This is a genomic window from Bacillus sp. MSP13 (assembly GCF_000815295.1).
Taxonomy (GTDB): Bacteria; Bacillota; Bacilli; order Bacillales; family Bacillaceae; genus Bacillus; species Bacillus vallismortis.
Genome location: NZ_JXAQ01000013.1, coordinates 176,429 through 202,310, shown reverse-complemented (window position 1 = coordinate 202,310; position 25,882 = coordinate 176,429). Strand labels below are relative to the sequence as shown.

Sequence of the window (25,882 nt, the reverse complement as noted above, 5' to 3'; positions counted from 1 at the left end):
TGACCCAAGAGTAATCCAGAAAACGTTTGGTGTAAAGGTTAAAACATTTTGTTTTACACTCGTTTTATTGCTGATATCGTAATTTTAGAAGAGCGAAATATTTGTTTTTAGTAAAACACTGTTTCTAAATTTCAATAATGACACTGAGTCATCAGTCGATTTCAGGTTGATCAATCATTTTAAATTGGCTTATGATACCGGTAAGCTCCTCAGCTAATTGAGATAGCGTTTCAGAAGCTGCAGTAATCTCTTCCATAGCAGCAAATTGCTCTTCTGTTAGTGCGGCAGCCTGCCGGGTATTTTCTGTGGATTCCTTTATGTCGTCCGTATTGGCTGCAAAAGAGTCGTTTATTTGGTGTGCAGTAGCTGAAATATTTGTTACAGATGATGATAAGTCACTAATTTCGGCACTGATTTCACCTGTTGCGGCTGCAATTTCCTTAAATGCATTTCGGGTGCGCTGGATCATAGTGACACCTTCTACAGCCTCTGTTTTCACATGGTCAACAGATCTAGCAGAAAGGTTCATATCTTTTTGTATTTCTGTAACCAGTTTTGAAATCTGTCCCGCAGATTGTTGAGATTCTTCCGCTAATTTACGTACTTCATCTGCAACGACTGCAAAGCCTTTGCCATGTTCACCGGCTCTGGCAGCTTCAATCGCTGCGTTGAGCGCAAGCAGATTTGTCTGATCGGCAATTTGGGTGATGACGGATAAAATTTGTTCAATTTGTTTTGAGCGGCCGTCCAGCTGCTGTATGATTTCCCCGCTTTTCTGAATCGAATGGTGTATCGCATCCATTTGTGCCTGTACATTTAGAACTTCCTTTTGCCCAATGTCGGCTTTTGTTTGTGCAAGCTTCCCTTTGTCAGCAATTGCGGCAGTATTTGAAGAAATATCTTGGATGTCTGCTGAAGCTTGTTTTAGTGAGCCCTCACTGTCTTCAATTCGATTGATCTGATGCTGGGCCCCATTTGCAATCTGCTGTACAGCTTCTGTGATCTTTTCTGAAGCTTGATTTGTTTCCTCTGCACCTGCTGAGAGCTGCTGAGAGGCTGACGCAAGCTGAAGGGCTGATTGCTGTACGGTCTGGATGGTATCGTTCAGTTTCATTCGCATCTTATTGTAATAGAAGCTGAGTTCTGATAGCTCGTCACCGGATTTGTCTGACACCTCTATTGTCATATCTCCGTTTCCGGCACTTTCAAAGGCGCATTTTAAAGCGTTCAGCCGCTTATTGATTCTTCTAGTGAAAAGCAGGACAAGGATGACTGATACAATAATGACAATAACAAGAACGATAGCGAATTGAATGAGAAGTGATTGCGTAAGTGATGTTAAAATGTTTTGATTGGCTCCTGTATACAGCATGCCGATGATATTCCCATTTTGATCTTTTAAAGGCATGTATGCCGTCTGATGAGAAGAGCCTGCTACGTCTGCTTGTCCGTAAAATCGTTTTCCATTCTTTAAAACAGCGTCAGTCACTTCAGAAGAAGCCTGAGTGCCGACAGCTCTTTCGCCATTCTTCATGACATTGGTTGCTACACGAGTATTCCCTTGAAAAATTGTAACGGTATCGCCTGTTTTTTCGCCAAGCAGATCAACGATATCTTCATTACCGTTGATTTGGGTTTGGCCTTTATACAATTTGTTGTTTTTAACCTCCCAATCCCCTGAAATAACATCGTCGATATAAGCGCTGCTTAAAGCGAGATCGCCTTTCGCTTTTTCAGTCGCCATTTGTTTCATGCTGTCTGTAATATCCTTAAGCATCACAGTGCCAACTGATGCTGAAAACATAAGAATAATCACGAAAACCAGGCAGAGAATTTTAGTTCCCAGCTTAAGCCTTAGTCGGTTTATCAACATAATTCCTCCTTTTTATAATTTTGTAGGTCATATTACTTATCGGTTTTTAGGTTTAAAGTTTTATTTTGGAAATTTAAAAACCGGCCTGATCTTCAGGCCGGTCGTGTGAGGCTATTCAAGGTTTGCGTGGTGGGTGAACATGGTTTCGGAATTGAGTCCTTTTTTCTCCATGAGTTTTAAAATCACCGCATCATAGAATAGCAGCAAAGTTTGCTCAAATAATGAACCCATTGGCTGTATGGTTTTATCGCTTCCGTTTGACCGATCTTTAGGAGAACCGGGCATTTTGACGATGAGATCCGCTTGTTTGCCAATGCTTGATTCCGGGTTGATGGTTAAAGCGGCAACAACCCCGTGTAAGCTTTTTGCTTTTGCTGCTGTATGGATCAGGCTCTTTGTCTCGCCTGATCCTGAGCCGATAATGACGAGATCACCTTCGTGAAGCGGCGGAGTGAGAATCTCGCCAACGATATGAGCGTTAAAGCCCATGTGCACCAATCTCATTGCGAAGGATTTTGCCATTAGGCCAGACCGCCCCGCTCCCGCAGTGAATACTTGATTGGACGAGAGAATGTGGTCGGCGAGCTGATCCGCTTCTTCATCAGAAATATTAGCCGCTGAACGGTGTAACTCATTCAGAATTTCCGTTACGTATTCAGTCGTTTTCATTTCGTTATCCTTGGGCAATAAGCTGTTTCATTTTTGAAGCTGTTTCGGCTTTATCGGCTGCGCTTGTAATGCCGCCCCCAACAATGACAAGGTCGGGCTTTTGTTTGATCACTTCTGGCAGTGTATCAAGCTTGATCCCGCCCGCAATTGCGGTTTTTGCGTTTTTTACGGCATTTTTGATTGTCGTTAATTCTTCGAAAGAGTTTTTGCCCTCTGCTTGAAGATCATATCCAGTATGGACGCAGATGTAATCAACACCGAGTGCGTCAATTTCTTTCGCGCGTGATTCAATATCTTTCACGTTAATCATGTCGACTAAGATTTTCTTCTTTTGTTTTTTGGCTTCTTCTACTGCGCCTTTAATTGTTGCATCGTCTGTAGCCCCTAAAACGGTGATGATGTCAGCGCCTGCTTCTGACGCTTTCATGATCTCGTATCCGCCGGCATCCATGATTTTCAGGTCTGCTAGAACCTTCAATTGCGGAAATGCTTCTTTTACTTCTTTAACGGCTCTGAGGCCTTCATTGATGACAACCGGTGTTCCGATTTCAACCACGTCGACGTATTGTTCCACTTCTTTGACGAGCTCGATGGCTTCCGGAATATTGACGAGGTCTAATGCTAATTGTAATTCCATTATTGATCCACTCCCTTTTCGAATTATTTTTCATTCTATAGGCTCCCACTTTTCATGAGAAGTAGGCACTTTAAAGTCAACTAGTTACTTGGAGGATACTGTGAGAAGAGGCAATCAGATTTCTTTCGCTTGGTTTTATGAGTGAGTATAATAAAAAGGAGTCTGCAAAAAAGTAAGTAAGTGACGATACGTATCTAACATACAAAAAATATACTAAGGGGGATTTCTATTGAGCCGGATGGACGACAAAAGGTTTAATTGTGAGAAGGAATTAACGCTTGCAGTGATCGGCGGAAAATGGAAAATGCTCATTTTGTGGCATTTGGGGAAAGAAGGAACAAAACGGTTCAATGAATTAAAAACTTTGATTCCTGATATTACGCAGAAGATCCTGGTGAATCAGCTCAGAGAGCTTGAGCAGGATTTGATTGTTCACAGGGAAGTGTATCCGGTTGTCCCGCCGAAGGTTGAATATTCCTTGACCCCGCAAGGAGAAAGCCTGATGCCTATTCTGGATGCCATGTATGAGTGGGGGAAGGGCTATATGGAATTGATTGATGTCGACAAAAAAATCATAAAGGAATCGTTGTAAGACGCTCTTCACAAGGGTGTCTTTTTTTGTTTGTTTTTCGGTTTTTGCGAGGTAACAGGTGCGATGTAAAGATTGTAAATGGCTTTCAACAATCAAAGGGATGGAAAGGAACGGCTTGTCTTAAAGATTTTTATTTTTCTGTAAATAATGTTTAGTGGAAATTGTTGCGGCATCCCGCAAAAATATACCAGTAAATAAACTGGAATCTTTCGGTATACCGCATGAAACTTTTCACCCATTTTTCGGTGATAAAAACACTTTTTTCATTTAAAGTGAACGATAGCAAGATAAAAAAATATTGAAAACAATGAATAAATAGCCAAAATTGTTTTGTGTTGGGATGAAGAGTCTTGCGGTCTTTATATGCTCGTGGTATACGCCGCGAAGATGATGGATGGCAGCCGTTTTGATAGCGGCAATCCGTTTTTTGTTTAGATGCACTGGTTTTTCAGTGTAGTTCTTTGGGCTTTTTTGGCTGGTAGTCCATAAGTATTAAAAGTTTATATGGATAAGAAAGGGAAATACATTGCGCATGTTCACTGCTTATTGAAGATTAGGGGAGGTATGACGATATGGAAATAACTTTTTACCCTTTAACGGATGCACAAAAACGAATTTGGTATACAGAAAAATTTTATCCTCATACAAGTATTTCAAATCTTGCGGGGATTGGTAAGCTGGTTTCAACGGAGAAGGTTGACTGGGTGCTGGTTGAGGAAGCGATACAAACGTTTATCCGCAGAAATGACGCCATGCGCCTTCGTTTGCGGCTCGATGAAAACGGTGAGCCCGTTCAATATATAAGCGAGTATCGGCCTGTTGATATAAAACATACTGACACCACTGGAGATCCGAATGCGATAGAGTTTATTTCACAATGGAGCCGGGAGGAAACAAAAAAGCCTTTGCCGCTGTACGAGTGTGACTTATTCCGTTTTTCCATCTTCACTATAAAGGAAAATGAAGTGTGGTTTTACGCAAATGTTCATCATGTGATTTCTGATGGAATTTCTATGAATATTCTCGGAAATGCGATTATGCACATTTATTTAGAATTAGCGGGCGGCTCAGAAACAAACGAAGGGATCTCGCATTCATTTATCGATCATGTTTTATCTGAACAGGACTATGCTCAATCAAAGCGGTTTGAAAAGGACAAGGCGTTTTGGAACAAGCAATTTGAAACGGTGCCTGAGCTTGTTTCTCTTAAACGGAATGCTTCAGGCGGAGGGAGTTTAGATGCTGAGAGGTTCTCTAAGGATGTGCCTGAAGCGCTTCATCAGCAAATCCTATCGTTTTGTGAGGCAAACAAGGTCAGTGTTCTTTCAGTGTTTCAATCGGTGCTTGCCGCCTATTTGTACAGAGTCAGCGGCCAGAATGATGTCGTGACGGGAACCTTTATGGGCAACCGGACAAATGCGAAAGAGAAGCAGATGCTTGGCATGTTTGTTTCAACAGTTCCGCTTCGTACAAACGTAGACGGCGGACAGGCATTCTTAGATTTTGTCAAAGACCGAATGAAGGATCTCATGAAGACGCTGCGTCACCAAAAGTACCCGTATAACCTTCTGATAAACGATTTGCGTGAAACAAAGAGCTCTCTGACCAAGTTGTTTACGGTTTCTCTTGAATATCAGGTCATGCAGTGGCAGAAAGAAGAGGATCTTGCCTTTTTGACTGAGCCGATTTTCAGCGGAAGCGGATTGAATGATGTTTCGATTCATGTAAAGGATCGATGGGATACTGGGAAGCTCACCATTGATTTTGATTACCGCACTGATTTATTTTCGCGTGAAGAAATTAACACTGTTTGTGAGCGCATGATTACGATGATTGAGAACGCGTTAACGCATCCTGATCATACAATTGATGAATTAACGCTGATTTCTGAAGCGGAAAAAGAGAAGCTGCTTGAGAGGGCCGGTGGTGAATCTGTCAGCTACCGCAAGGATATGACGATTCCAGAGCTGTTCCAAGAAAAGGCTGAGCTGCTTGCTGATCAGCCAGCGGTTGTGTTTGAAGATCGCACATTGTCCTATCAAACGTTACATGAACAATCTTCACGCATCGCTAATCTATTGAAACAGAAAGGCGTTGGCGCGGACAGTCCTGTCGCGGTTCTGCTTGATCGCTCTGAACGGATGATTACGTCGATCATGGGAATTTTAAAAGCGGGCGGAGCCTATGTGCCGATTGACCCCGCGTTTCCGGCGGAGCGCATCCAATATATTTTGGAGGACTGCGGTGCGGACTTTATCCTGATTGAATCGAAGGTTGCACCTCCTGTGTCCGATGCGGAGCTGATTGATTTTGATCAGGCGATTGCCGAAGGTGCAGTCGATAGCCCGAATGCAGATGTGAACGCGCGGAACCTTGCTTACATTATTTACACATCGGGAACAACCGGACGTCCGAAAGGCGTGATGATCGAGCATCGCCAGGTTCATCATTTGGTTGAATCTTTGCAGCAGACGATTTATCAAAGCGGCAGCCAAACACTGCGGATGGCATTGCTTGCGCCGTTCCACTTTGATGCGTCAGTGAAGCAGATTTTCGCGTCGCTTCTATTGGGCCAAACCCTTTATATCGTACCGAAGAAAACCGTGACAAACGGAGCTGCCCTTGCTGCATATTATCGCAGGCACAGCATCGAAGCGACGGACGGAACACCAGCCCATCTGCAAATGCTGGTCGCGGCGGGCGATTTTGAAGGCCTCAAGCTGAAGCATTTGCTGATCGGAGGAGAAGGCCTGTCGTCTGTTGTTGCAGACAAGCTGCTGAAGCTGTTTAAAGAAGCAGGCACAGCGCCGCGTTTGACCAATGTGTACGGGCCGACTGAAACGTGTGTTGACGCGTCCGTTCATCCGGTGATCCCAGAAAGTGCCGTTCAATCAGCATATGTGCCGATTGGGAAAGCACTGGGAAATAACCGCCTATATATTTTGGATCAAAAAGGCCGGCTGCAGCCTGAAGGTGTGGCGGGCGAGCTTTATATCGCCGGTGATGGTGTTGGCCGGGGCTATTTGCATCTGCCTGAATTGACGGCTGAGAAGTTTTTGCAAGATCCATTCGTGCCAGGCGATCGCATGTACCGGACCGGAGACGTGGTGCGCTGGCTTCCAGATGGAACAATTGAATATTTAGGCAGAGAGGATGACCAGGTCAAAGTTCGCGGATACCGGATTGAGCTCGGAGAAATTGAAGCCGTGATCCAACAGGCGCCAGACGTTGAGAAAGCTGTTGTTTTGGCACGCCCTGACGAACAAGCAAATCTTGAGGTCTCCGCATATGTTGTGCAAAAGACTGGCAGCGAATTTGCGCCGGCCAGCCTGCGGGAGCATGCGGCCAGACAGCTTCCTGACTATATGGTGCCGGCTTACTTTACAGAAGTGGCAGAAATTCCGCTCACGCCAAGCGGAAAAGTAGACCGCCGCAAGCTGTTTGCGCTGGAGGTGAAGGCGGTCAGCGGAACAGCCTATACGGCGCCGCGAAATGAGACGGAAAAAGCAATCGCAGCGATTTGGCAGGATGTGCTGAATGTTGAGAAGGCAGGGATCTTTGACAATTTTTTTGAAACGGGCGGGCATTCATTGAAGGCCATGACGCTGTTAACAAAGATTCATAAGCAAACAGGCGCCCATATTCCGCTTCAGTACTTATTTGAGAATCCGACGATCGCGGCTCTTGCAGAGGAAGCCGAACACAGAGAAAGCCGGGCATTTGCAGCGATTGAACCTGCTGAAAAACAGGAGCATTACCCGCTTTCGTTGGCACAGCAGCGAACATATATCGTCAGCCAGTTCGAGGATGCGGGAGTCGGCTACAACATGCCGGCGGCAGCGATTTTGGAAGGGCCTTTAGAGATTCAAAAGCTGGAGCTCGCATTTCAAGAGCTAATCCGCCGCCACGAGTCGTTGAGAACGTCATTTATTCTTGATAACAGCACGCCGAGACAGACCATTCATGACAGCGTCAATTTCGGCATCGAGATGATTGATAGAGGCGGCCGCTCCGATGAGACGGTTATGACGTCATTCGTCCGGAGATTTGACTTGGCGAAAGCGCCGCTGTTCCGAATCGGCTTGATGGAGCTTGGAGAGAACCGTCATATGCTGCTGTTTGACATGCACCATTTGATTTCTGACGGTGTGTCCATCGGCATTATATTGGAGGAGTTAGCACGGATATACAAAGGCGAACAGCTTCCTGAGCCTCGCCTTCAATATAAGGATTACGCTGTGTGGCAAAGCGTCCAGGCTGCTGAAGGGTACCAGAAGGACCGGGCGTATTGGAAGGAAGTCTTTGCGGGCGAGCTTCCGGTGCTTCAGCTTCTGTCCGATTACCCGAGACCGCCTGTTCAAAGCTTTGAAGGGGACCGGGTGTCAATCAAGCTGCAACCGGGATTAAAGGATCGCTTACATCGTTTGGCTGAACAAAATGGCGCCACGCTGTATATGGTGATGCTGTCCGCATACTATACGCTTTTATCAAAGTATACGGGACAAGATGACATCATTGTCGGCACGCCGTCAGCGGGCCGAAACCACTCTGATACAGAGGGCATTGTCGGGATGTTCGTCAATACGCTCGCGATTCGCAGTGAAGTGAAGCAGGATGAGACGTTTATCCAGTTGATCGCGCGTGTCCGCAAACAGGTGCTGGATGCCTTTTCTCATCAGGACTATCCGTTTGAGTGGCTTGTTGAAGATTTGAACATCCCGCGTGATGTAAGCAGACATCCGCTGTTTGACACGATGTTCAGTCTTCAAAATGCGACAGAGGGCATTCCGGCTGTCGGTGATCTGTCCTTGTCTGTTCATGAGACCAATTTCAAGATTGCAAAATTTGATTTGACGGTGCAGGCGAGAGAAACCGATGAAGGCATTGAGCTTGATTTGGACTACAGCACGAAGCTGTTTAAACAAAGCACGGCTGACAGGCTGCTCAATCATTTTGCGCGTCTGCTTGATGATGTTGCGGCTGAGCCTGAGAAACAGATTTCTGAGTACAAACTTCTTTCTAAAGAGGAGGCTGCTGCGCAAATTCAGCAGTTTAACCCGGGAAAAACACCTTATCCGAAAGGCAAAACGATTGTTCAGCTGTTTGAAGAGCAAGCGGCGAAAACGCCAGACCAGCCGGCACTTCAATATGAAGGCAAATCACTTACTTATCGTGAGCTGAATGAACGGGCCAATCGGTTGGCGCGCGGCATTCTTTCTCTAGGGGCGGGTGAAGGCAGAACGGCGGCAGTCTTGTGCGAGCGGTCAATGGACATGATTGTGTCGATCCTCGCCGTTTTAAAAGCTGGCTCGGCTTATGTGCCGATTGATCCGGAACATCCGATTCAGCGGATGCAGCATTTCTTCCGTGACAGCGGAGCGAAGGTGCTTCTTACTCAGAAAAAATTAAAGGCTTTAGCAGAAGAAGCAGCATTTAGCGGTGTTATCGTGCTTGCGGATGAGGAAGAAAGCTATCATGCCGATACGCAAAATCTCGCATTGCCTCTTGACTCCGCGGCGATTGCCAATCTGACGTATACGTCCGGAACGACAGGAACACCAAAGGGAAATATCGTGACACATGCCAATATTCTGCGCACGGTGAAGGAAACGAATTATCTCAGCATTACAGAACAGGATACGATCCTTGGCCTTTCCAATTACGTATTTGACGCATTCATGTTTGATATGTTCGGTTCTTTGTTAAATGGTGCCAAGCTTGTGCTGATACCGAAAGAAACGGTTTTGGATATGGCTCGCCTGTCTCGGGTCATAGAGCGGGAGAATATCAGCATTCTCATGATTACAACCGCTTTGTTCCACCTGCTTGTGGACTTGAATCCGGCGTGCTTGTCAACGCTGCGCAAGATTATGTTTGGCGGGGAGCGGGCTTCGGTTGAGCATGTCAGAAAAGCTTTGCAAACGGTTGGAAAAGGCAAACTCCTTCACATGTACGGGCCGTCTGAAAGCACGGTTTTCGCGACGTATCATCCGGTTGATGAATTGGAGGGAGACACGCTGTCTGTTCCGATTGGAAAACCGGTCAGCAACACGGAAGTATACATCCTTGACCGGGCTGGACACGTACAGCCTGCCGGGATTGCCGGGGAGCTTTGCGTGAGCGGCGAAGGACTCGTGAAAGGCTATTACAACCGTCCGGAACTGACTGAGGAGAAGTTCGTTCCGCATCCGTTTACGTCCGGTGAACGCATGTATAAAACGGGTGACCTTGCCAGATGGCTGCCGAATGGCGACATCGAATTTATCGGGCGGATCGATCACCAAGTGAAAATCCGCGGACAGCGCATCGAGCTTGGAGAAATCGAGCATCAGCTGCAAACCCACGACCGCGTGCAGGAGACTGTCGTGCTTGCTGTTGATCAAGGAGCGGGAGACAAGCTGCTCTGCGCGTACTTTGTCGGAGAGGGAGACATCTCATCTCAAGAGCTGAGAGAACATGCGGCGAAGGATCTGCCGGCTTATATGGTTCCTGCGGTGTTTATCCAAATGGATGAGCTGCCGCTGACCGGAAACGGAAAAATCGACCGAAGAGCACTGCCGCTTCCTGATGCCAACGTCTCGACAGGTGTTTCATATGTGGCGCCTCGCAATGAAACGGAACAACAACTCGCGGACATTTGGGCGCAGGTGCTTCAGGTTCAACAGGTCGGCGCTTTTGACCACTTCTTTGACATCGGTGGACATTCATTAGCAGGCATGAAGATGCTTGCCTTGGTTCATCAGGAACTGGGGGTTGAGCTGTCACTCAAAGATCTCTTCCAGTCACCTACGGTTGAGGGCTTAGCACAGGTGATAGCCTCTTCTGAAAAAGGGGCAGCCGTTAGCATCAGCCCGGCAAAGAGACAAGATACGTATCCTGTTTCCTCACCGCAAAAACGGATGTATGTGCTCCAGCAGCTTGAAGGAGCGCAAACGAGCTATAACATGCCGGCGGTTCTGCGTCTTACAGGTGAGCTTGATGTTGAAAGGCTTAACAGCGTCATGCAGAAGTTAATGCAGCGTCATGAGGCCTTTAGAACCACGTTTGAAATGAAAGATGGAGAAACGGTGCAGCGGATTTGGGAAGAAGCTGAGTGCGAGATGGTCTATTTCGAAGCTGCAGAAGAGGAGACAGAGCGGATCGTTTCCGAGTTTATCAAACCTTTCAGAATTGATCGGCTTCCGTTATTCAGGATGGGGCTGATCAAGCATTCTGACACTGAGCATGTTCTGCTGTTCGATATGCACCATATTATTTCTGACGGTGCGTCTGTCGGTGTGCTGATTGAGGAGCTTTCGAAGCTGTACGACGGAGACATCCTTGAGCCGCTCCGCATCCAATATAAGGATTACGCCGTGTGGCAGCAGCAGTTCATCCAGTCTGAGCTTTATAAGAAGCAAGAGGAGCATTGGCTGAAGGAGCTGGAAGGAGAGCTGCCGGTGCTGACGCTTCCGACTGACTATAGCCGGCCTGCGGTTCAAACATTTGCGGGAGACCGTATTGCATTTTCATTAGAAGCAGGGAAAGCTGAAGCTCTGCGCAGATTAGCAAAAGAAACGGATTCCACACTGTACATGGTGCTTCTGGCATCATACAGTGCGTTTTTATCAAAACTGAGCGGGCAGCATGATATCATCGTCGGTTCACCTATAGCCGGACGCTCTCAAGCGGACGTCAGCCGCGTCATCGGAATGTTCGTCAATACATTGGCGCTGCGCACGTATCCGCAGGGTGAAAAGACGTTTGCTGGCTATCTGAGTGAAGTGAAAGAAACGGCACTCGGCGCTTTTGATGCGCAGGATTACCCGCTTGAGGACCTGATCGAGAACATACAGGTTCAGCGTGACACGAGCAGAAATCCGTTATTCGACGCCGTTTTTTCAATGCAAAATGCGAATATCAAGGATCTGACGATGAAAGGGATTCAGCTGGAGCCGCATCCGTTTGAACGGAAAACGGCCAAGTTTGATATCACGCTGACGGCTGACGAAACCGATGGCGGGCTTACGTTTGTGCTTGAATACAATACAGCGCTGTTTAAGCCTGAAACAATCGAACGATGGAAGCAATACTGGATGCAGCTTCTAGATGAAGTCGCCGGCAATCCGAACCAGCCGCTTTCCAGCCTGTCTCTCGTCACGGAACCAGAAAAACAAACGCTTCTTGAGGCATGGAAGGGCAAAACGCTCCCTGTGCCGACAGACAAAACCGTTCATCAGCTATTCGAAAAAACGGCTCAGCGCCACAAAGACCGCCCGGCTGTCACCTACAACGGCCAGACATGGACGTACGGCGAGCTGAATGCGAAGGCGAATCGCCTTGCCCGAATTCTGATCGACTGCGGCATCAGCGCGGATGAGCGCGTCGGCGTTCTTACGAAGCCATCGCTGGAAATGGCTGCCGCGGTGCTCGGCGTCTTAAAGGCGGGAGCGGCGTTTGTGCCGATTGATCCTGACTATCCGGATCAGCGGATTGACTATATTTTGCAGGACAGCGGCGCGAAGCTTCTCTTGAAACAGGAGGGCATTTCAGTGCCGGATAGCTTCTTGGGAGACGTCATTCTTCTTGATGGCAACCGCACGATTCTAAGCCTGCCGCTTGATGAAAACGATGAGGAAAATCCAGAGACGGATGTAAATGCAGAAAACCTCGCATACATGATTTACACGTCTGGGACGACCGGACAGCCGAAGGGTGTCATGGTCGAGCACCATGCGCTTGTGAACCTGTGCTTCTGGCACCATGACGCGTTCAATATGACAGCGGAGGACCGCAGTGCGAAGTACGCGGGCTTTGGATTCGACGCCTCCATTTGGGAAATGTTCCCGACGTGGACAATCGGAGCCGAGCTTCACGTCATTGATGAAGCGATCCGCCTCGATATCGTCCGTCTGAACGACTATTTCGAAACGCATGGCGTGACGATCACGTTCCTGCCGACACAGCTGGCGGAACAGTTCATGGAGCTTGAGAATACGTCACTGCGCGTATTGCTGACAGGCGGAGACAAGCTGAAGCGTGCGGTGAAACAGCCGTACAAGCTCATCAACAATTACGGGCCGACTGAAAACACAGTCGTTGCCACCAGCACAGAGATCAATCCGGAGGAAGGCTCGCTTTCCATCGGGCAGGCGATCGCCAATACGAGAGTATACATTCTCGGCGAAGGCAATCAGGTGCAGCCGGAAGGCGTAGCCGGAGAGCTCTGTGTAGCGGGACGCGGCTTGGCGCGCGGCTACCTGAATAAGGAAGACGAAACCGCGAAGCGGTTTGTCGCTGATCCGTTTGTGCCGGGTGAACGCATGTACCGCACCGGCGATTTGGTGAAATGGGTAAACGGCGGCATCGAATACATCGGCCGGATCGACCAGCAGGTCAAGGTTCGCGGCTACCGGATCGAGCTGTCAGAAATCGAAGTCCAGCTCGCCCAGCTTTCTGAGGTGCAGGATGCGGCGGTCACAGCTGTCAAAGATAAAGGCGGCAATACAGCGATCGCGGCGTATGTCACACCGGAAACAGCTGACATAGAAGCGTTAAAGTCTTCATTGAAAGAAACCCTGCCGGACTACATGATCCCGGCGTTCTGGGTAACGCTGAATGAACTTCCGGTTACAGCAAACGGAAAGGTTGACCGCAAAGCTCTGCCTGAGCCGGACATCGAAGCGGGAAGCGGGGAATACAAAGCGCCGACAACGGATATGGAAGAGCTGCTTGTCGGTATTTGGCAGGATGTGCTCGGTATTCCGGAGATCGGTGTCAGCGACAATTTCTTCTCAATGGGCGGAGATTCCATTAAAGGAATCCAAATGGCGAGCCGCTTGAACCAGCACGGCTGGAAGCTGGAAATGAAAGACCTCTTCCAGCACCCGACGATCGAAGAGCTGACCCAATACGTGGAGCGTGCCGAAGGCAAACAGGCGGACCAAGGCCCGGTGGAGGGTGAAGTCATCCTGACGCCAATCCAGCGCTGGTTCTTTGAAAAGAATTTCACGAACAAGCACCATTGGAACCAGTCAGTGATGCTTCATGCGAAGAAGGGCTTTGATCCTGAACGGGTGGAGAAAACATTGCAGGTATTGATCGAGCATCATGACGCGCTTCGCATGGTGTACCGTGAGGAGCCGAAAGATGTCGTTCAATATAACAGAGGACTTGAAGCTGCTTCAGCCCAATTGGAGATCATCCACATTGAGGGGCAAGCGAAAGATCATGAAGACCGCATAGAGAGAGAAGCGGAGCGTTTGCAAAGCAGCATCGACTTGCAGGAAGGCGGCTTGTTAAAAGCAGGCCTGTTCCAAGCGGAAGACGGAGACCACTTGCTTCTTGCCATTCACCACTTAGTGGTTGACGGCGTGTCGTGGCGGATTTTACTGGAGGATTTCGCCGCGGTTTATACACAGCTTGAGCAAGACAATGAACCGGTTCTCCCCCAGAAAACACATTCATTTGCGGAGTATGCAGAGAGATTGCAAGACTTCGCGAACTCCAAAGCCTTTTTGAAAGAAAAAGAGTATTGGAGACAGCTTGAAGAACAAACTGTCGCGGCAAAGCTTCCGAAAGATCGCGAATCTGGTGATCAGCGAATGAAACATACAAAGACAATCGAATTCTCGCTGACTGCTGAAGAGACAGAACAGCTCACCACAAAGGCGCATGAGGCATATCACACAGAAATGAATGATATGTTGCTGACGGCATTCGGATTGGCGATGAAGGAGTGGACAGGTCAGGATCGAGTAAGTGTTCATTTAGAGGGGCATGGACGTGAAGAAATCATAGAAGACCTGATCATTTCCCGCACAGTCGGCTGGTTTACGAGTATGTACCCGATGGTGCTCGATATGAAGCATGCGGATGATCTGGGCTACCAGCTGAAGAAAATGAAAGAAGATATCAGACATGTACCGAATAAGGGAGTCGGATACGGCATTCTCCGCTATGTGACGGCGCCGGAACATAAAGAAGATGTTGCGTTTTCGATTCAGCCGGATGTCAGCTTTAACTACTTAGGACAGTTTGACGACATGTCGGATGCAGGCTTGTTCAAGAGATCAGAGCTGCCGTCAGGACAGTCGTTAAGCCCGGAAACAGAAAAACCGAACGCGCTCGATGTTGTTGGATACATTGAAAACGGAAAACTGACGATGTCACTGGCCTATCATTCTCTTGAATTTCATGAAAAAACGATACAAACATTCAGCGACAGCTTTAAAGCCCATCTGCTCAGAATCATACAACATTGCCTATCTCAAGATGGAACGGAATTGACGCCGAGCGACCTTGGCGACGACGATTTGACGCTGGATGAACTGGATAAATTAATGGAAATTTTCTAATAGAGGTGGCATATGAGCAAAAAATCGATTCAAAAGGTGTACGCACTGACACCGATGCAGGAGGGAATGCTGTATCATGCGATGCTTGATCCGCATTCTTCCTCGTACTTCACACAATTAGAGCTTGGGATTCACGGTGCTTTTGATCTTGAAATCTTTGACAAAAGCGTCAATGAACTGATTCGGTCATACGATATTCTCCGTACGGTATTTGTGCACCAGCAACTGCAAAAACCGCGTCAGGTCGTGCTAGCGGAACGCAAAACAAAGGTGCATTATGAGGATATCAGTCATGCGGACGCAGACCGCCAAAAAGAGCACATTGAGCGTTATAAACAAGATGTGCAGCGCCAAGGCTTTAACCTGGCAAAAGACATATTGTTCAAGGTAGCGGTTTTCCGTCTTGGTGCAGATCAGCTGTATCTAGTCTGGAGCAATCATCATATTATGATGGACGGCTGGAGCATGGGCGTGCTCATGAAAAGCCTGTTCCAAAACTACGAAGCGCTCAGAGCGGGCCGGACTCCGGCAAACGGTCAGGGCAAGCCTTATTCCGACTACATCAAGTGGCTTGGGAAACAGGACAGTGAAGAAGCGGAGAGCTACTGGAGCGAACGCTTGGCAGGTTTTGAACAGCCGAGCGTGCTCCCGGGCCGCCTGCCTGAGAAAAAAGACGAATACGTTAACAAAGAATATTCATTTACATGGGACGAAAAACTGGTTGCCCGCATTCAACAAACCGCAAACCGCCATCAAGTGACAGGGCCAAACCTGTTTCAGGCCGTTTGGGGCATTGTTCTCAGCAAATACAACTTTGCGAATGACGTTGTCTTCGGCACGGTCGTATCAGGCCGGCCGTCTGAAATCAACGGGATTGAAACGATGGCGGGGCTGTTTATCAACACCATTCCGGTGCGTGTCAAGGTTGATCGTGATGCTGCTTTCGCTGATATTTTCTCAGCTGTTCAGCAGCATGCGGTAGAGGCGGAGCGCTATGATTACGTACCGCTCTATGAGATACAAAAACGCTCTGCACTTGATGGCAATCTCTTGAACCATCTGGTCGCGTTTGAAAATTACCCGCTTGACCAAGAGCTTGAAAACGGCAGCATGGAAGACCGCCTCGGTTTTTCTATTAAAGTGGAAAGCGCATTTGAACAAACGAGCTTCGATTTCAACCTGATTGTGTATCCAGGCAAAACGTGGACCGTCAAAATCAAATATAACGGAGCCGTCTTTGATTCCGGTTTTATCGAACGGACAGCGGAGCACCTTACCCGCATGATGGAAGCGGCTGTTGATCAGCCGGACGCTGTTGTGCGTGAGTACGGGCTTGTGGGAGGCGAAGAGCAGCGGCAAATTGTCGAGGTGTTTAACCAGACGAAAGCCGAACTTCCTGAAGGCATGGCCGTTCATCAAGTGTTTGAAGAGCAAGCGCAACGGACACCGGCGAGCACTGCTGTCGTATATGAAGGAGCTGAGCTGACGTACCGTGAGCTGAATAGAGCGGCTAACCGTCTGGCGAGAAAGCTTGTCGAACAAGGTCTTCAAAAAGGGGAAACAGCTGCGATTATGAATGACCGCTCAACAGAAACCGTTATCGGCATGCTGGCTGTGTTAAAAGCAGGAGCCGCCTATGTGCCGCTTGATCCAGCGCTTCCTGAAGACCGTCTTCGTTTCATGGCGGAGGATAGCTCGATTCGCATGGTATTGGCCGGAAAGGCGTATGCAGATCAGGCGCATCAGCTGCAAGTGCCGGTTCATACCCTGGGCAGCGGCTTTGAAGAGAACGAAGAGGCTGGCAATCTCAATCTGCCATCCTCCCCGGATGATTTGGCATACATCATGTACACATCTGGTTCGACGGGCAAACCGAAAGGCGTCATGATTGAACATAAAAGCATCTTGCGGCTCGTCAAAAATGCCGGGTACGTTCCTGTTACTGAAGAAGACCGCATGGCGCAGACGGGAGCTGTCAGCTTTGATGCCGGCACGTTTGAGGTATTCGGCGCGCTGCTGAATGGCGCAGCGCTTTATCCGGTCAAAAAAGAGACGCTGCTTGATGCGAAACCATTTGCGGCATTCCTGCGTGAGCAGAGAATCACGACCATGTGGCTGACATCCCCTTTATTCAACCAGCTTGCAGCAAAGGATGCCGGCATGTTCGGCACACTGCGCCATGTCATCATTGGCGGAGACGCACTCGTGCCGCATATTGTAAACAAAGTGAGACAGGCATCGCCGTCGCTTTCGTTATGGAACGGATACGGCCCGACAGAAAACACGACGTTTTCGACAAGTTTTCTGATCGACCGTGAGTATAGCGGCTCTATTCCAATCGGGAAGCCTATCGGACATTCGACTGCCTACATCATGGATGAGCAGCAGCGTCTGCAGCCAATTGGCGCGCCCGGCGAGCTTTGCGTCGGCGGAATCGGTGTAGCGCGAGGGTATGTCAATCTCCCTGAGCTGACCGAGAAGCAATTTCTTGAAGACCCGTTCAGACCGGGGGAAAGGATTTACCGCACTGGCGACTTAGCGAGATGGCTGCCGGACGGCAATATTGAATTTTTAGGAAGAATCGACAACCAAGTGAAGGTGCGCGGCTTCCGAATTGAGCTTGGCGAAATTGAAACAAAACTGAACATGGCAGAGCATGTGACAGAAGCTGCGGTAATCATCCGGAAGAACAAAGCGGATGAAAATGAAATGTGCGCGTACTTTACGGCAGACCGTGAAGTGTCTGTGAACGGGCTGAGAAAAACGCTGTCTCAAACGCTGCCTGACTATATGGTTCCTGCCCATTTCATTCAGCTAGATAGCCTGCCGCTCACGCCAAACGGCAAAATCAACAAAAAAGAGCTGCCTGCGCCGCAATCAGAAGCCGTGCAGCCGGAATACACAGCACCGGAGACAGAGAGTGAAAAGAAATTAGCGGAGATCTGGGAAGGGATTCTAGGCGTCAAAGCAGGCGTTACCGATAACTTCTTTATGATCGGCGGCCATTCTTTAAAAGCGATGATGATGACGGCAAAAATCCAAGAGCATTTCCATAAGGAAGTACCGATTAAAGTGCTTTTTGAAAAGCCGACTATTCAAGAATTAGCGCTGTATTTAGACGAGAACGAAAGCAAGGAGGAGCAGACGTTTGAACCGATCAGGCAAGCACCTTATCAGCAGCATTATCCTGTATCCCCAGCCCAGCGGAGAATGTATATCCTCAATCAGCTTGGACAAGCAAACACAAGCTACAACGTCCCCGCTGTACTTTTGCTGGAGGGAGAAGTAGATAAAGACCGGCTTGAAAACGCGATTCAGCAATTAATCAACCGGCACGAAATCCTCCGTACATCGTTTGACATGATTGACGGAGAAGTGGTGCAAACCGTTCATAAAAATATATCGTTCCGGCTGGAGGCTGCCAAGGGACGGGAAGAAGACGCGGAGGACATGATCAAAGCGTTCATTCAGCCGTTTGAATTAAACCGCGCGCCGCTCGTCCGTTCGAAGCTTGTCCAGCTTGAAGAAAAACGCCACCTGCTGCTGATTGATCTGCACCATATCATCACTGACGGCAGTTCAACAGGCATTCTGATCGGTGATCTCGCCAAAATGTATCAAGGCACTGATCTTGAGCTGCCGCGGATTCACTATAAAGATTACGCTGTCTGGCACAAGGAGCATGCCGATCATCAAAAGGATGAAGCATTCTGGCTCGATACCTTTAAAGGCGATCTGCCAATCCTTGATCTTCCGGCTGATTACGAGCGGCCTGCTGAACGGAGCTTTGCGGGTGAGCGCGTGATGTTTGGGCTTGATAAACATATCACGGCTCAAATCAAATCACTCTTGGCAGAGACAGATACGACCATGTACATGTTTTTGCTGGCGGCGTTCAAAGTGCTCCTTTCTAAGTACGCGTCACAGGAGGATATCATTGTTGGTTCGCCGACTGCGGGAAGAACACATCCTGATCTGCAAGGTGTGCCGGGCATGTTTGTCAACACGGTGGCATTAAGAACAGCGCCTGTGGGAGATAAAACGTTTGCGCACTTCCTTGAAGAAGTCAAAACAGCCAGTCTTCAAGCATTCGAGCATCAGGGCTATCCGCTTGAGGAGCTGATTGAAAAGCTTCCGCTTACAAGGGACACAAGCCGAAGTCCGCTGTTCAGCGTGATGTTCAACATGCAGAACATGGAGATTCCATCATTGAGACTGGGAGATTTGAAGATTTCTTCGTATTCCATGCTTCATCACGTGGCTAAATTTGATCTCTCCTTGGAAGCGGTCGAGCGTGAAGAGGACATAGGCCTAAGCTTTGACTATGCGACTGCCTTGTTTAACGATGAAACCATCCGCCGCTGGAGCAGCCACTTTGTCAATATCATCAAAGCGGCCGCGGCCAATCCGAGCGTTCGGCTGTCTGATGTCGACCTGCTTTCTCCAGCAGAAACGGCTGCTTTGCTTGAAGAAAGACATATGACCCAAATCACTGAAGCGACCTTTGCCACCCTATTCGAAAAACAGGCACAGCAAACACCTGATCATCCTGCGGTGAGGTCTGGCGGACATCTGCTGACCTATCGCGAACTTGATGAACAGGCGAACCAGCTGGCACATCATCTTCGCGCGCAAGGGGCAGGAAGTGAAGACATCGTAGCGATTGTCATGGACCGGTCAGCTGAGGTTATGGTATCGATTCTTGGCGTCATGAAAGCGGGGGCGGCTTTCCTGCCGATTGATCCTGATACCCCTGAAGAACGAATCCGCTATTCATTAGAGGACAGCGGAGCGAAAATTACGGTCGTGAACGAAAGAAACATGACGGCCATCGGGCAACATGAAGGGACAATCGTCAACCTTGATGATGTGAAATGGAGAAATGAAAGTAAGGAACGCCTCCCTTCAATCTCAGGATCTCGCAGTCTGGCATACGTCATTTATACGTCCGGTACGACCGGGAAGCCGAAGGGCGTGCAGATCGAGCATCGCAATCTGACAAACTATGTGTCTTGGTTTAGTGAAGAGGCGGGCCTGACGGGATCCGATAAGTCAGTATTGCTTTCATCTTACGCATTCGATCTCGGCTATACGAGCGTGTTCCCTGTTCTTTTGGCAGGGGGCGAGCTCCACATCGTGCCGAAGGAAACCTATACGGCACCGGATGAAATTGGGCGTTATATCAATGAACACGGGATCACCTATACCAAACTGACGCCGTCTCTGTTCCATACGATGGTGAACACAGCTAGCTTTACAAAAGAGCCAAACTTTAAATCCTTGCGCTTGATCGTCTTGGGAGGGGAAAAAATCATCCCGGCCGATGTTCTGACCTTCCGCAAGGTGTATGGACATACCGAATTTATCAATCACTACGGCCCGACAGAAGCAACGATCGGCGCCATCGCCGGACGGGTTGATCTGTCTGAACCGGAGGCATTCGCGCAACGCCCGACAATCGGACAGCCGATTGCGAATGCCGGCGCGCTTGTGTTAAATGAGGCTTTGAAACTAGTGCCTCCGGGAGCGAGCGGCCAGCTTTATATCACGGGACATGGGCTTGCGAGAGGATATCTCAACAGGCCCCAGCTGACAGCCGAGAGATTTGTTGAAAATCCATATTCACCGGGCAGTCTCATGTACAAAACCGGAGATGTCGTGCGGACACTTTCTGACGGTACGCTTGAATTTATCGGACGGGCTGATGATCAGGTGAAAATCCGCGGTTACCGCATTGAACCGAAAGAAATTGAAGCGGTCATGCTCAGCCTCAGCGGCATTCAAGAAGCTGTTGTGCTGGCGGTTTCCGAGGGCGGGCTTCAAGAGCTTTGCGCGTATTACACGGCCGAGCAAGCCATTGAAAAAGCAGAGCTCCGGAACCAGCTTTCACAAACACTGCCGTCTCATATGGTTCCTGCTTTCTTTGTGCAGGTGGACGCGATTCCGCTGACGGCAAACGGGAAAACTGACAGAAACGCATTGCCAAAGCCGAACGCGGCACAATTCGGACACAAGGCCTCAGCCGCACCGGAAACAGCGCTTGAAGAGAACCTATGCCGCATTTGGCAGAAAACGCTCGGCTTAGACGCGATCGGCATCGGCGACAATTTCTTCGATTTAGGCGGCCATTCCTTAAAAGGGATGATGCTTATTGCCAACATTCAGGCCGAGTTGGAGAAAACCGTACCGCTTAAAGCGCTGTTTGAGCAGCCGACTGTTCGCCAGCTGGCGGCTTACATGGAGGCAGCGGCCGTTTCAGGCGGCCATTACGTGCTCAAACCGGCTGACAAACAGGAGATGTACCCGTTGTCATCCGCGCAGAAACGGATGTATGTACTGAATCAGCTCGATAAGCAGACGATCAGCTACAACATGCCATCTGTTCTTCTGATGGAAGGCGAGCTTGATCTTTCGCGTCTGCGCGACTCACTCAATCAGCTTGTGAACCGCCACGAGTCACTGCGGACGTCATTTGCAGAAGCAAATGGTGAGCCTGTTCAGCGCATTTTAGATGAGGCGGCGATTAATCTTCATGTGCTTGAAGCGAAAGAAGACGAAGCGGAACAAAAGATCAAGGAGTTTATCCGGCCATTCGACTTGAACGATGCACCGCTCATTCGCGCGGCATTGCTTCGAATCGAAGCGAAAAAACATTTGCTGCTTTTGGATATGCATCACATCATCGCAGACGGCGTATCAAGAGGCATTTTTGTAAAAGAATTGGCGTTGCTTTACAAAGGAGAACAGCTTCCAGAGCCGGCGCTTCATTATAAGGATTTCGCCGTTTGGCAAAATGAAGCTGAGCAAAAGGAACGGATGAAGGAGCATGAGGCGTACTGGTTCTCGGTTCTTTCAGGCGAGCTGCCTGAGCTTGATCTGCCGCTCGATTACGCCCGTCCGCCTGTGCAAAGCTTTAAAGGGGATACGATCCGTTTCTGTACGGGAAGCGAGACGGCAAAGGCGGTAGAGAAACTGCTCGCAGAAACCGGAACGACTTTGCACATGGTGCTTCACGCGGTTTTCCACGTCTTTTTAAGCAAAATATCCGGACAGCGGGATATCGTCATCGGATCCGTTACTGCCGGCCGGACGAATGCCGATGTCCAAGACATGCCGGGAATGTTCGTCAATACGCTTGCCTTACGAATGGAAGCGCAAGAACAGCACACCTTTGCAGAGCTGCTGGAGAAAGCGAAGCAGACGAACTTGTCAGCGCTTGAACATCAGGAATATCCGTTTGAGGACTTGGTCAATCAGCTTGATCTTCCTCGGGATATGAGCCGAAATCCATTGTTTAACGTAATGGTGACGACAGAAAATCCTGATAAAGAACAGCTTACATTGCAGAATCTAAGCATTTCACCTTACGAGGCCCATCAGGGAACGTCTAAGTTTGATCTGACATTAGGCGGATTTACTGATGAAAACGGCATCGGCCTGCAACTCGAATATGCGACTGATCTGTTCTCGAAAGAAACGGCTGAGAAATGGAGCGAATACGTTCTGCGTTTATTAAAAGCTGTCGCAGAAAATCCGAACCAGCCGCTTTCCAGCCTGTCACTTGTCACTGAACCAGAAAAACAAACGCTTCTTGAGGCATGGAAGGGCAAAACGCTCCCTGTGCCGACAGACAAAACTGTTCATCAGCTATTCGAAGAAACGGCTCAGCGCCACAAAGACCGCCCGGCTGTCACCTACAACGGCCAGTCATGGACGTACGGCGAGCTGAATGCGAAGGCGAATCGCCTTGCCCGAATTCTGATCGACTGCGGCATCAGCGCGGATGAGCGCGTCGGCGTTCTTACGAAGCCATCGCTGGAAATGGCTGCCGCGGTGCTCGGCGTCTTAAAGGCGGGAGCGGCGTTTGTGCCGATTGATCCTGACTATCCGGATCAGCGGATTGACTATATTTTGCAGGACAGCGGCGCGAAGCTTCTCTTGAAACAGGAGGGCATTTCAGTGCCGGATAGCTACAAAGGAGACATCGTTCTTCTTGATGGCAACCGCACGATTCTAAGCCTGGCGCTTGATGAAAACGATGAGGAAAATCCAGAGACGGATGTAAATGCAGAAAACCTCGCATACATGATTTACACGTCTGGGACGACCGGACAGCCGAAGGGTGTCATGGTCGAGCACCATGCGCTTGTGAACCTGTGCTTCTGGCACCATGACGCGTTCAATATGACAGCGGAGGACCGCAGTGCGAAGTACGCGGGCTTTGGATTCGACGCCTCCATTTGGGAAATGTTCCCGACGTGGACAATCGGAGCCGAGCTTCACGTCATTGATGAAGCGATCCGCCTCGATATCGTCCGTCTGAACGACTATTTCGAAACGCATGGCGTGACGATCACGTTCTTGCCGACACAGCTGGCGGAACAGTTCATGGAGCTTGAGAATACGTCACTGCGTGTATTGCTGACAGGCGGAGACAAGCTGAAGCGTGCAGTGAAACAGCCGTACAAGCTCATCAACAATTACGGGCCGACTGAAAACACAGTCGTTGCCACCAGCACAGAGATCAATCCGGAGGAAGGCTCGCTTTCCATCGGGCCGGCGATTGCCAATACGAGAGTATACATTCTCGGCGAAGGCAATCAGGTGCAGCCGGAAGGCGTAGCCGGAGAGCTCTGTGTAGCGGGACGCGGATTGGCGCGCGGCTATCTGAATAAGGAAGACGAAACCGCGAAGCGGTTTGTCGCTGATCCGTTTGTGCCGGGTGAACGCATGTACCGCACCGGCGATTTGGTGAAATGGGTGAACGGCGGCATTGAATACATCGGCCGGATCGACCAGCAGGTCAAGGTTCGCGGCTACCGGATCGAGCTGTCAGAAATCGAAGTCCAGCTCGCCCAGCTTTCTGAGGTGCAGGATGCGGCGGTCACAGCTGTCAAAGATAAAGGCGGCAATACAGCGATCGCGGCGTATGTCACACCGGAAACAGCTGACATAGAAGCGTTAAAGTCTTCATTGAAAGAAACCCTGCCGGACTACATGATCCCGGCGTTCTGGGTAACGCTGAACGAACTTCCGGTTACCGCAAACGGCAAAGTAGACCGCAAAGCCTTGCCTGTGCCAGACATCGAAGCGGGGAGCGGGGAATACAAAGCGCCGACGACCGACATGGAAGAGCTGCTTGCCGGCATTTGGCAGGATGTGCTCGGCATTACGGAGATCGGTGTCAGCGACAATTTCTTCTCGCTTGGCGGAGACTCCATCAAAGGAATCCAAATGGCGAGCCGCTTGAACCAGCACGGCTGGAAGCTGGAAATGAAAGACCTCTTCCAGCACCCGAAGATCGAAGAGCTGACCCAATACGTGGAGCGTGCCGAAGGCAAACAGGCAGACCAAGGCCCGGTGGAGGGCGAAGTCATTCTGACACCGATCCAGCGCTGGTTCTTTGAAAAGAATTTCACGAACAAGCACCATTGGAACCAGTCAGTGATGCTTCATGCGAAGAAGGGCTTTGATCCTGAACGGGTGGAGAAAACATTACAGGCGCTGATCGAACATCATGACGCGCTTCGCATGGTTTATCGTGAGGAAAACGGAGAGATCATTCAAGCATATAAACCGATCAGCGAAAGCAAGATCAGCTTCGATATCGTGGACCTATACGGCTCCGATGAAGAGATGCTGAAAAGCCAGATCAAGATTCTAGCGGACAGGCTGCAAAGCAGTCTCGATCTGCAAAACGGACCGCTTCTCAAGGCGGAGCAATACCGGACGGAAGCTGGGGACCACCTGCTTATCGCTGTACACCATCTCGTGGTCGACGGCGTATCATGGCGGATTTTGCTTGAAGATTTTGCATCAGGCTACATGCAGGCTGAGAAAGAAGAGAACATTATCTTCCCGCAAAAAACAAACTCCTTCAGGGACTGGGCGGAAGAACTGTCGGCATTCAGCCAATCAGCACACCTTTTGCAACAGGCTGAATACTGGGCGCAAATGGACGCTGAACAGGTTTCTCCTGTGCCGAAGGACTACGAAACAGAGCAGCGGATCGTCAAGCATACATCATCTGTCCTTTGTGAATTAACGGAAGAAGACACTAAACATCTCTTAACGGATGTTCATCAGCCATATGGAACAGAAATCAATGATATTCTTCTCAGCGCGCTCGGTTTGACAATGAAGCAATGGACAGGCGATGCCAAAATCGGCATGAACCTAGAGGGGCACGGACGAGAGGACATCATTCCGAATGTGAATATCTCCAGAACGGTCGGCTGGTTTACGGCGCAATATCCTGTTGTGCTCGACATGTCTGAAGCGGATGCATCAGCCGTGATCAAAACAGTCAAAGAAAACCTGCGCCGCATTCCGGACAAAGGTGTTGGCTACGGCATTCTCCGTTATGTCACAGAAACAGCGGGTACAAAGAGCTTCACGCCAGAGATCAGCTTCAACTATTTAGGCCAGTTCGACAGCGAAGTGAAAACCGACTTCTTTGAGCCGTCCGCTTTCGATATGGGGCGCCAAGTAAGTGAAGAATCAGAAGCACTGTACGCCCTGAGCTTCAGCGGCATGATCAGAAACGGCCGGTTTGCGCTTTCTTGCTCCTACAACGAGAAGGAGTTTGAAAGAGCCACAGTCGAGGGGCAAATGAACCGGTTTAAAGAAAATCTCCTGATGCTGATCCGCCATTGTACGGAAAAAGAAGAGAAGGAATTCACGCCAAGCGACTTCAGCGCTGAAGACCTTGGAATGGACGAGATGGGCGATATCTTTGACATGCTTGAGGAGAATTTAAAATAAAACGCAAGGGA

General features: G+C 49.2%; 6 protein-coding genes. 3 read left to right on the top strand and 3 right to left on the bottom strand.

Going from position 1 to position 25,882, the window contains the following annotated elements:
- Positions 1 to 151: 151 nt before the first annotated feature.
- From tlpC to hxlA, 3 genes are all read right to left on the bottom strand, one after another.
- On the bottom strand, positions 152 to 1,873 hold the full coding sequence (tlpC, locus tag SC79_RS15900; protein ID WP_039075882.1) for a methyl-accepting chemotaxis protein TlpC: 1,722 nt from the start codon (positions 1,871 to 1,873) through the stop codon (positions 152 to 154).
- Between the two features lie 111 nt (positions 1,874 to 1,984).
- Positions 1,985 to 2,542: a 6-phospho-3-hexuloisomerase gene (gene hxlB, locus SC79_RS15895; protein ID WP_039075881.1), complete on the bottom strand. Its 558-nt coding sequence runs from the start codon at positions 2,540 to 2,542 to the stop codon at positions 1,985 to 1,987.
- A gap of 4 nt (positions 2,543 to 2,546) precedes the next feature.
- Entirely contained in the window at positions 2,547 to 3,179 is a 633-nt protein-coding gene (gene hxlA / locus SC79_RS15890; protein ID WP_010330234.1) for a 3-hexulose-6-phosphate synthase, read from the bottom strand.
- 229 nt (positions 3,180 to 3,408) lie between these two features.
- On the opposite strand from hxlA, the gene hxlR reads away from it, so the two are divergent.
- From hxlR to srfAB, 3 genes are all read left to right on the top strand, one after another.
- Positions 3,409 to 3,771: a transcriptional activator HxlR gene (gene hxlR, locus SC79_RS15885; RefSeq protein WP_010330235.1), complete on the top strand. Its 363-nt coding sequence runs from the start codon at positions 3,409 to 3,411 to the stop codon at positions 3,769 to 3,771.
- A gap of 572 nt (positions 3,772 to 4,343) precedes the next feature.
- On the top strand, positions 4,344 to 15,107 hold the full coding sequence (srfAA, locus tag SC79_RS15880) for a surfactin non-ribosomal peptide synthetase SrfAA (RefSeq protein WP_039075880.1): 10,764 nt from the start codon (positions 4,344 to 4,346) through the stop codon (positions 15,105 to 15,107).
- A 12-nt stretch (positions 15,108 to 15,119) separates the two neighbouring features.
- Positions 15,120 to 25,871 carry a surfactin non-ribosomal peptide synthetase SrfAB gene (gene srfAB, locus SC79_RS21680; protein WP_039075879.1) on the top strand — a complete coding sequence of 3,584 codons (10,752 nt, stop codon included), beginning with the start codon at positions 15,120 to 15,122 and terminating at the stop codon, positions 25,869 to 25,871.
- The last annotated feature ends 11 nt before the right edge of the window (positions 25,872 to 25,882 follow it).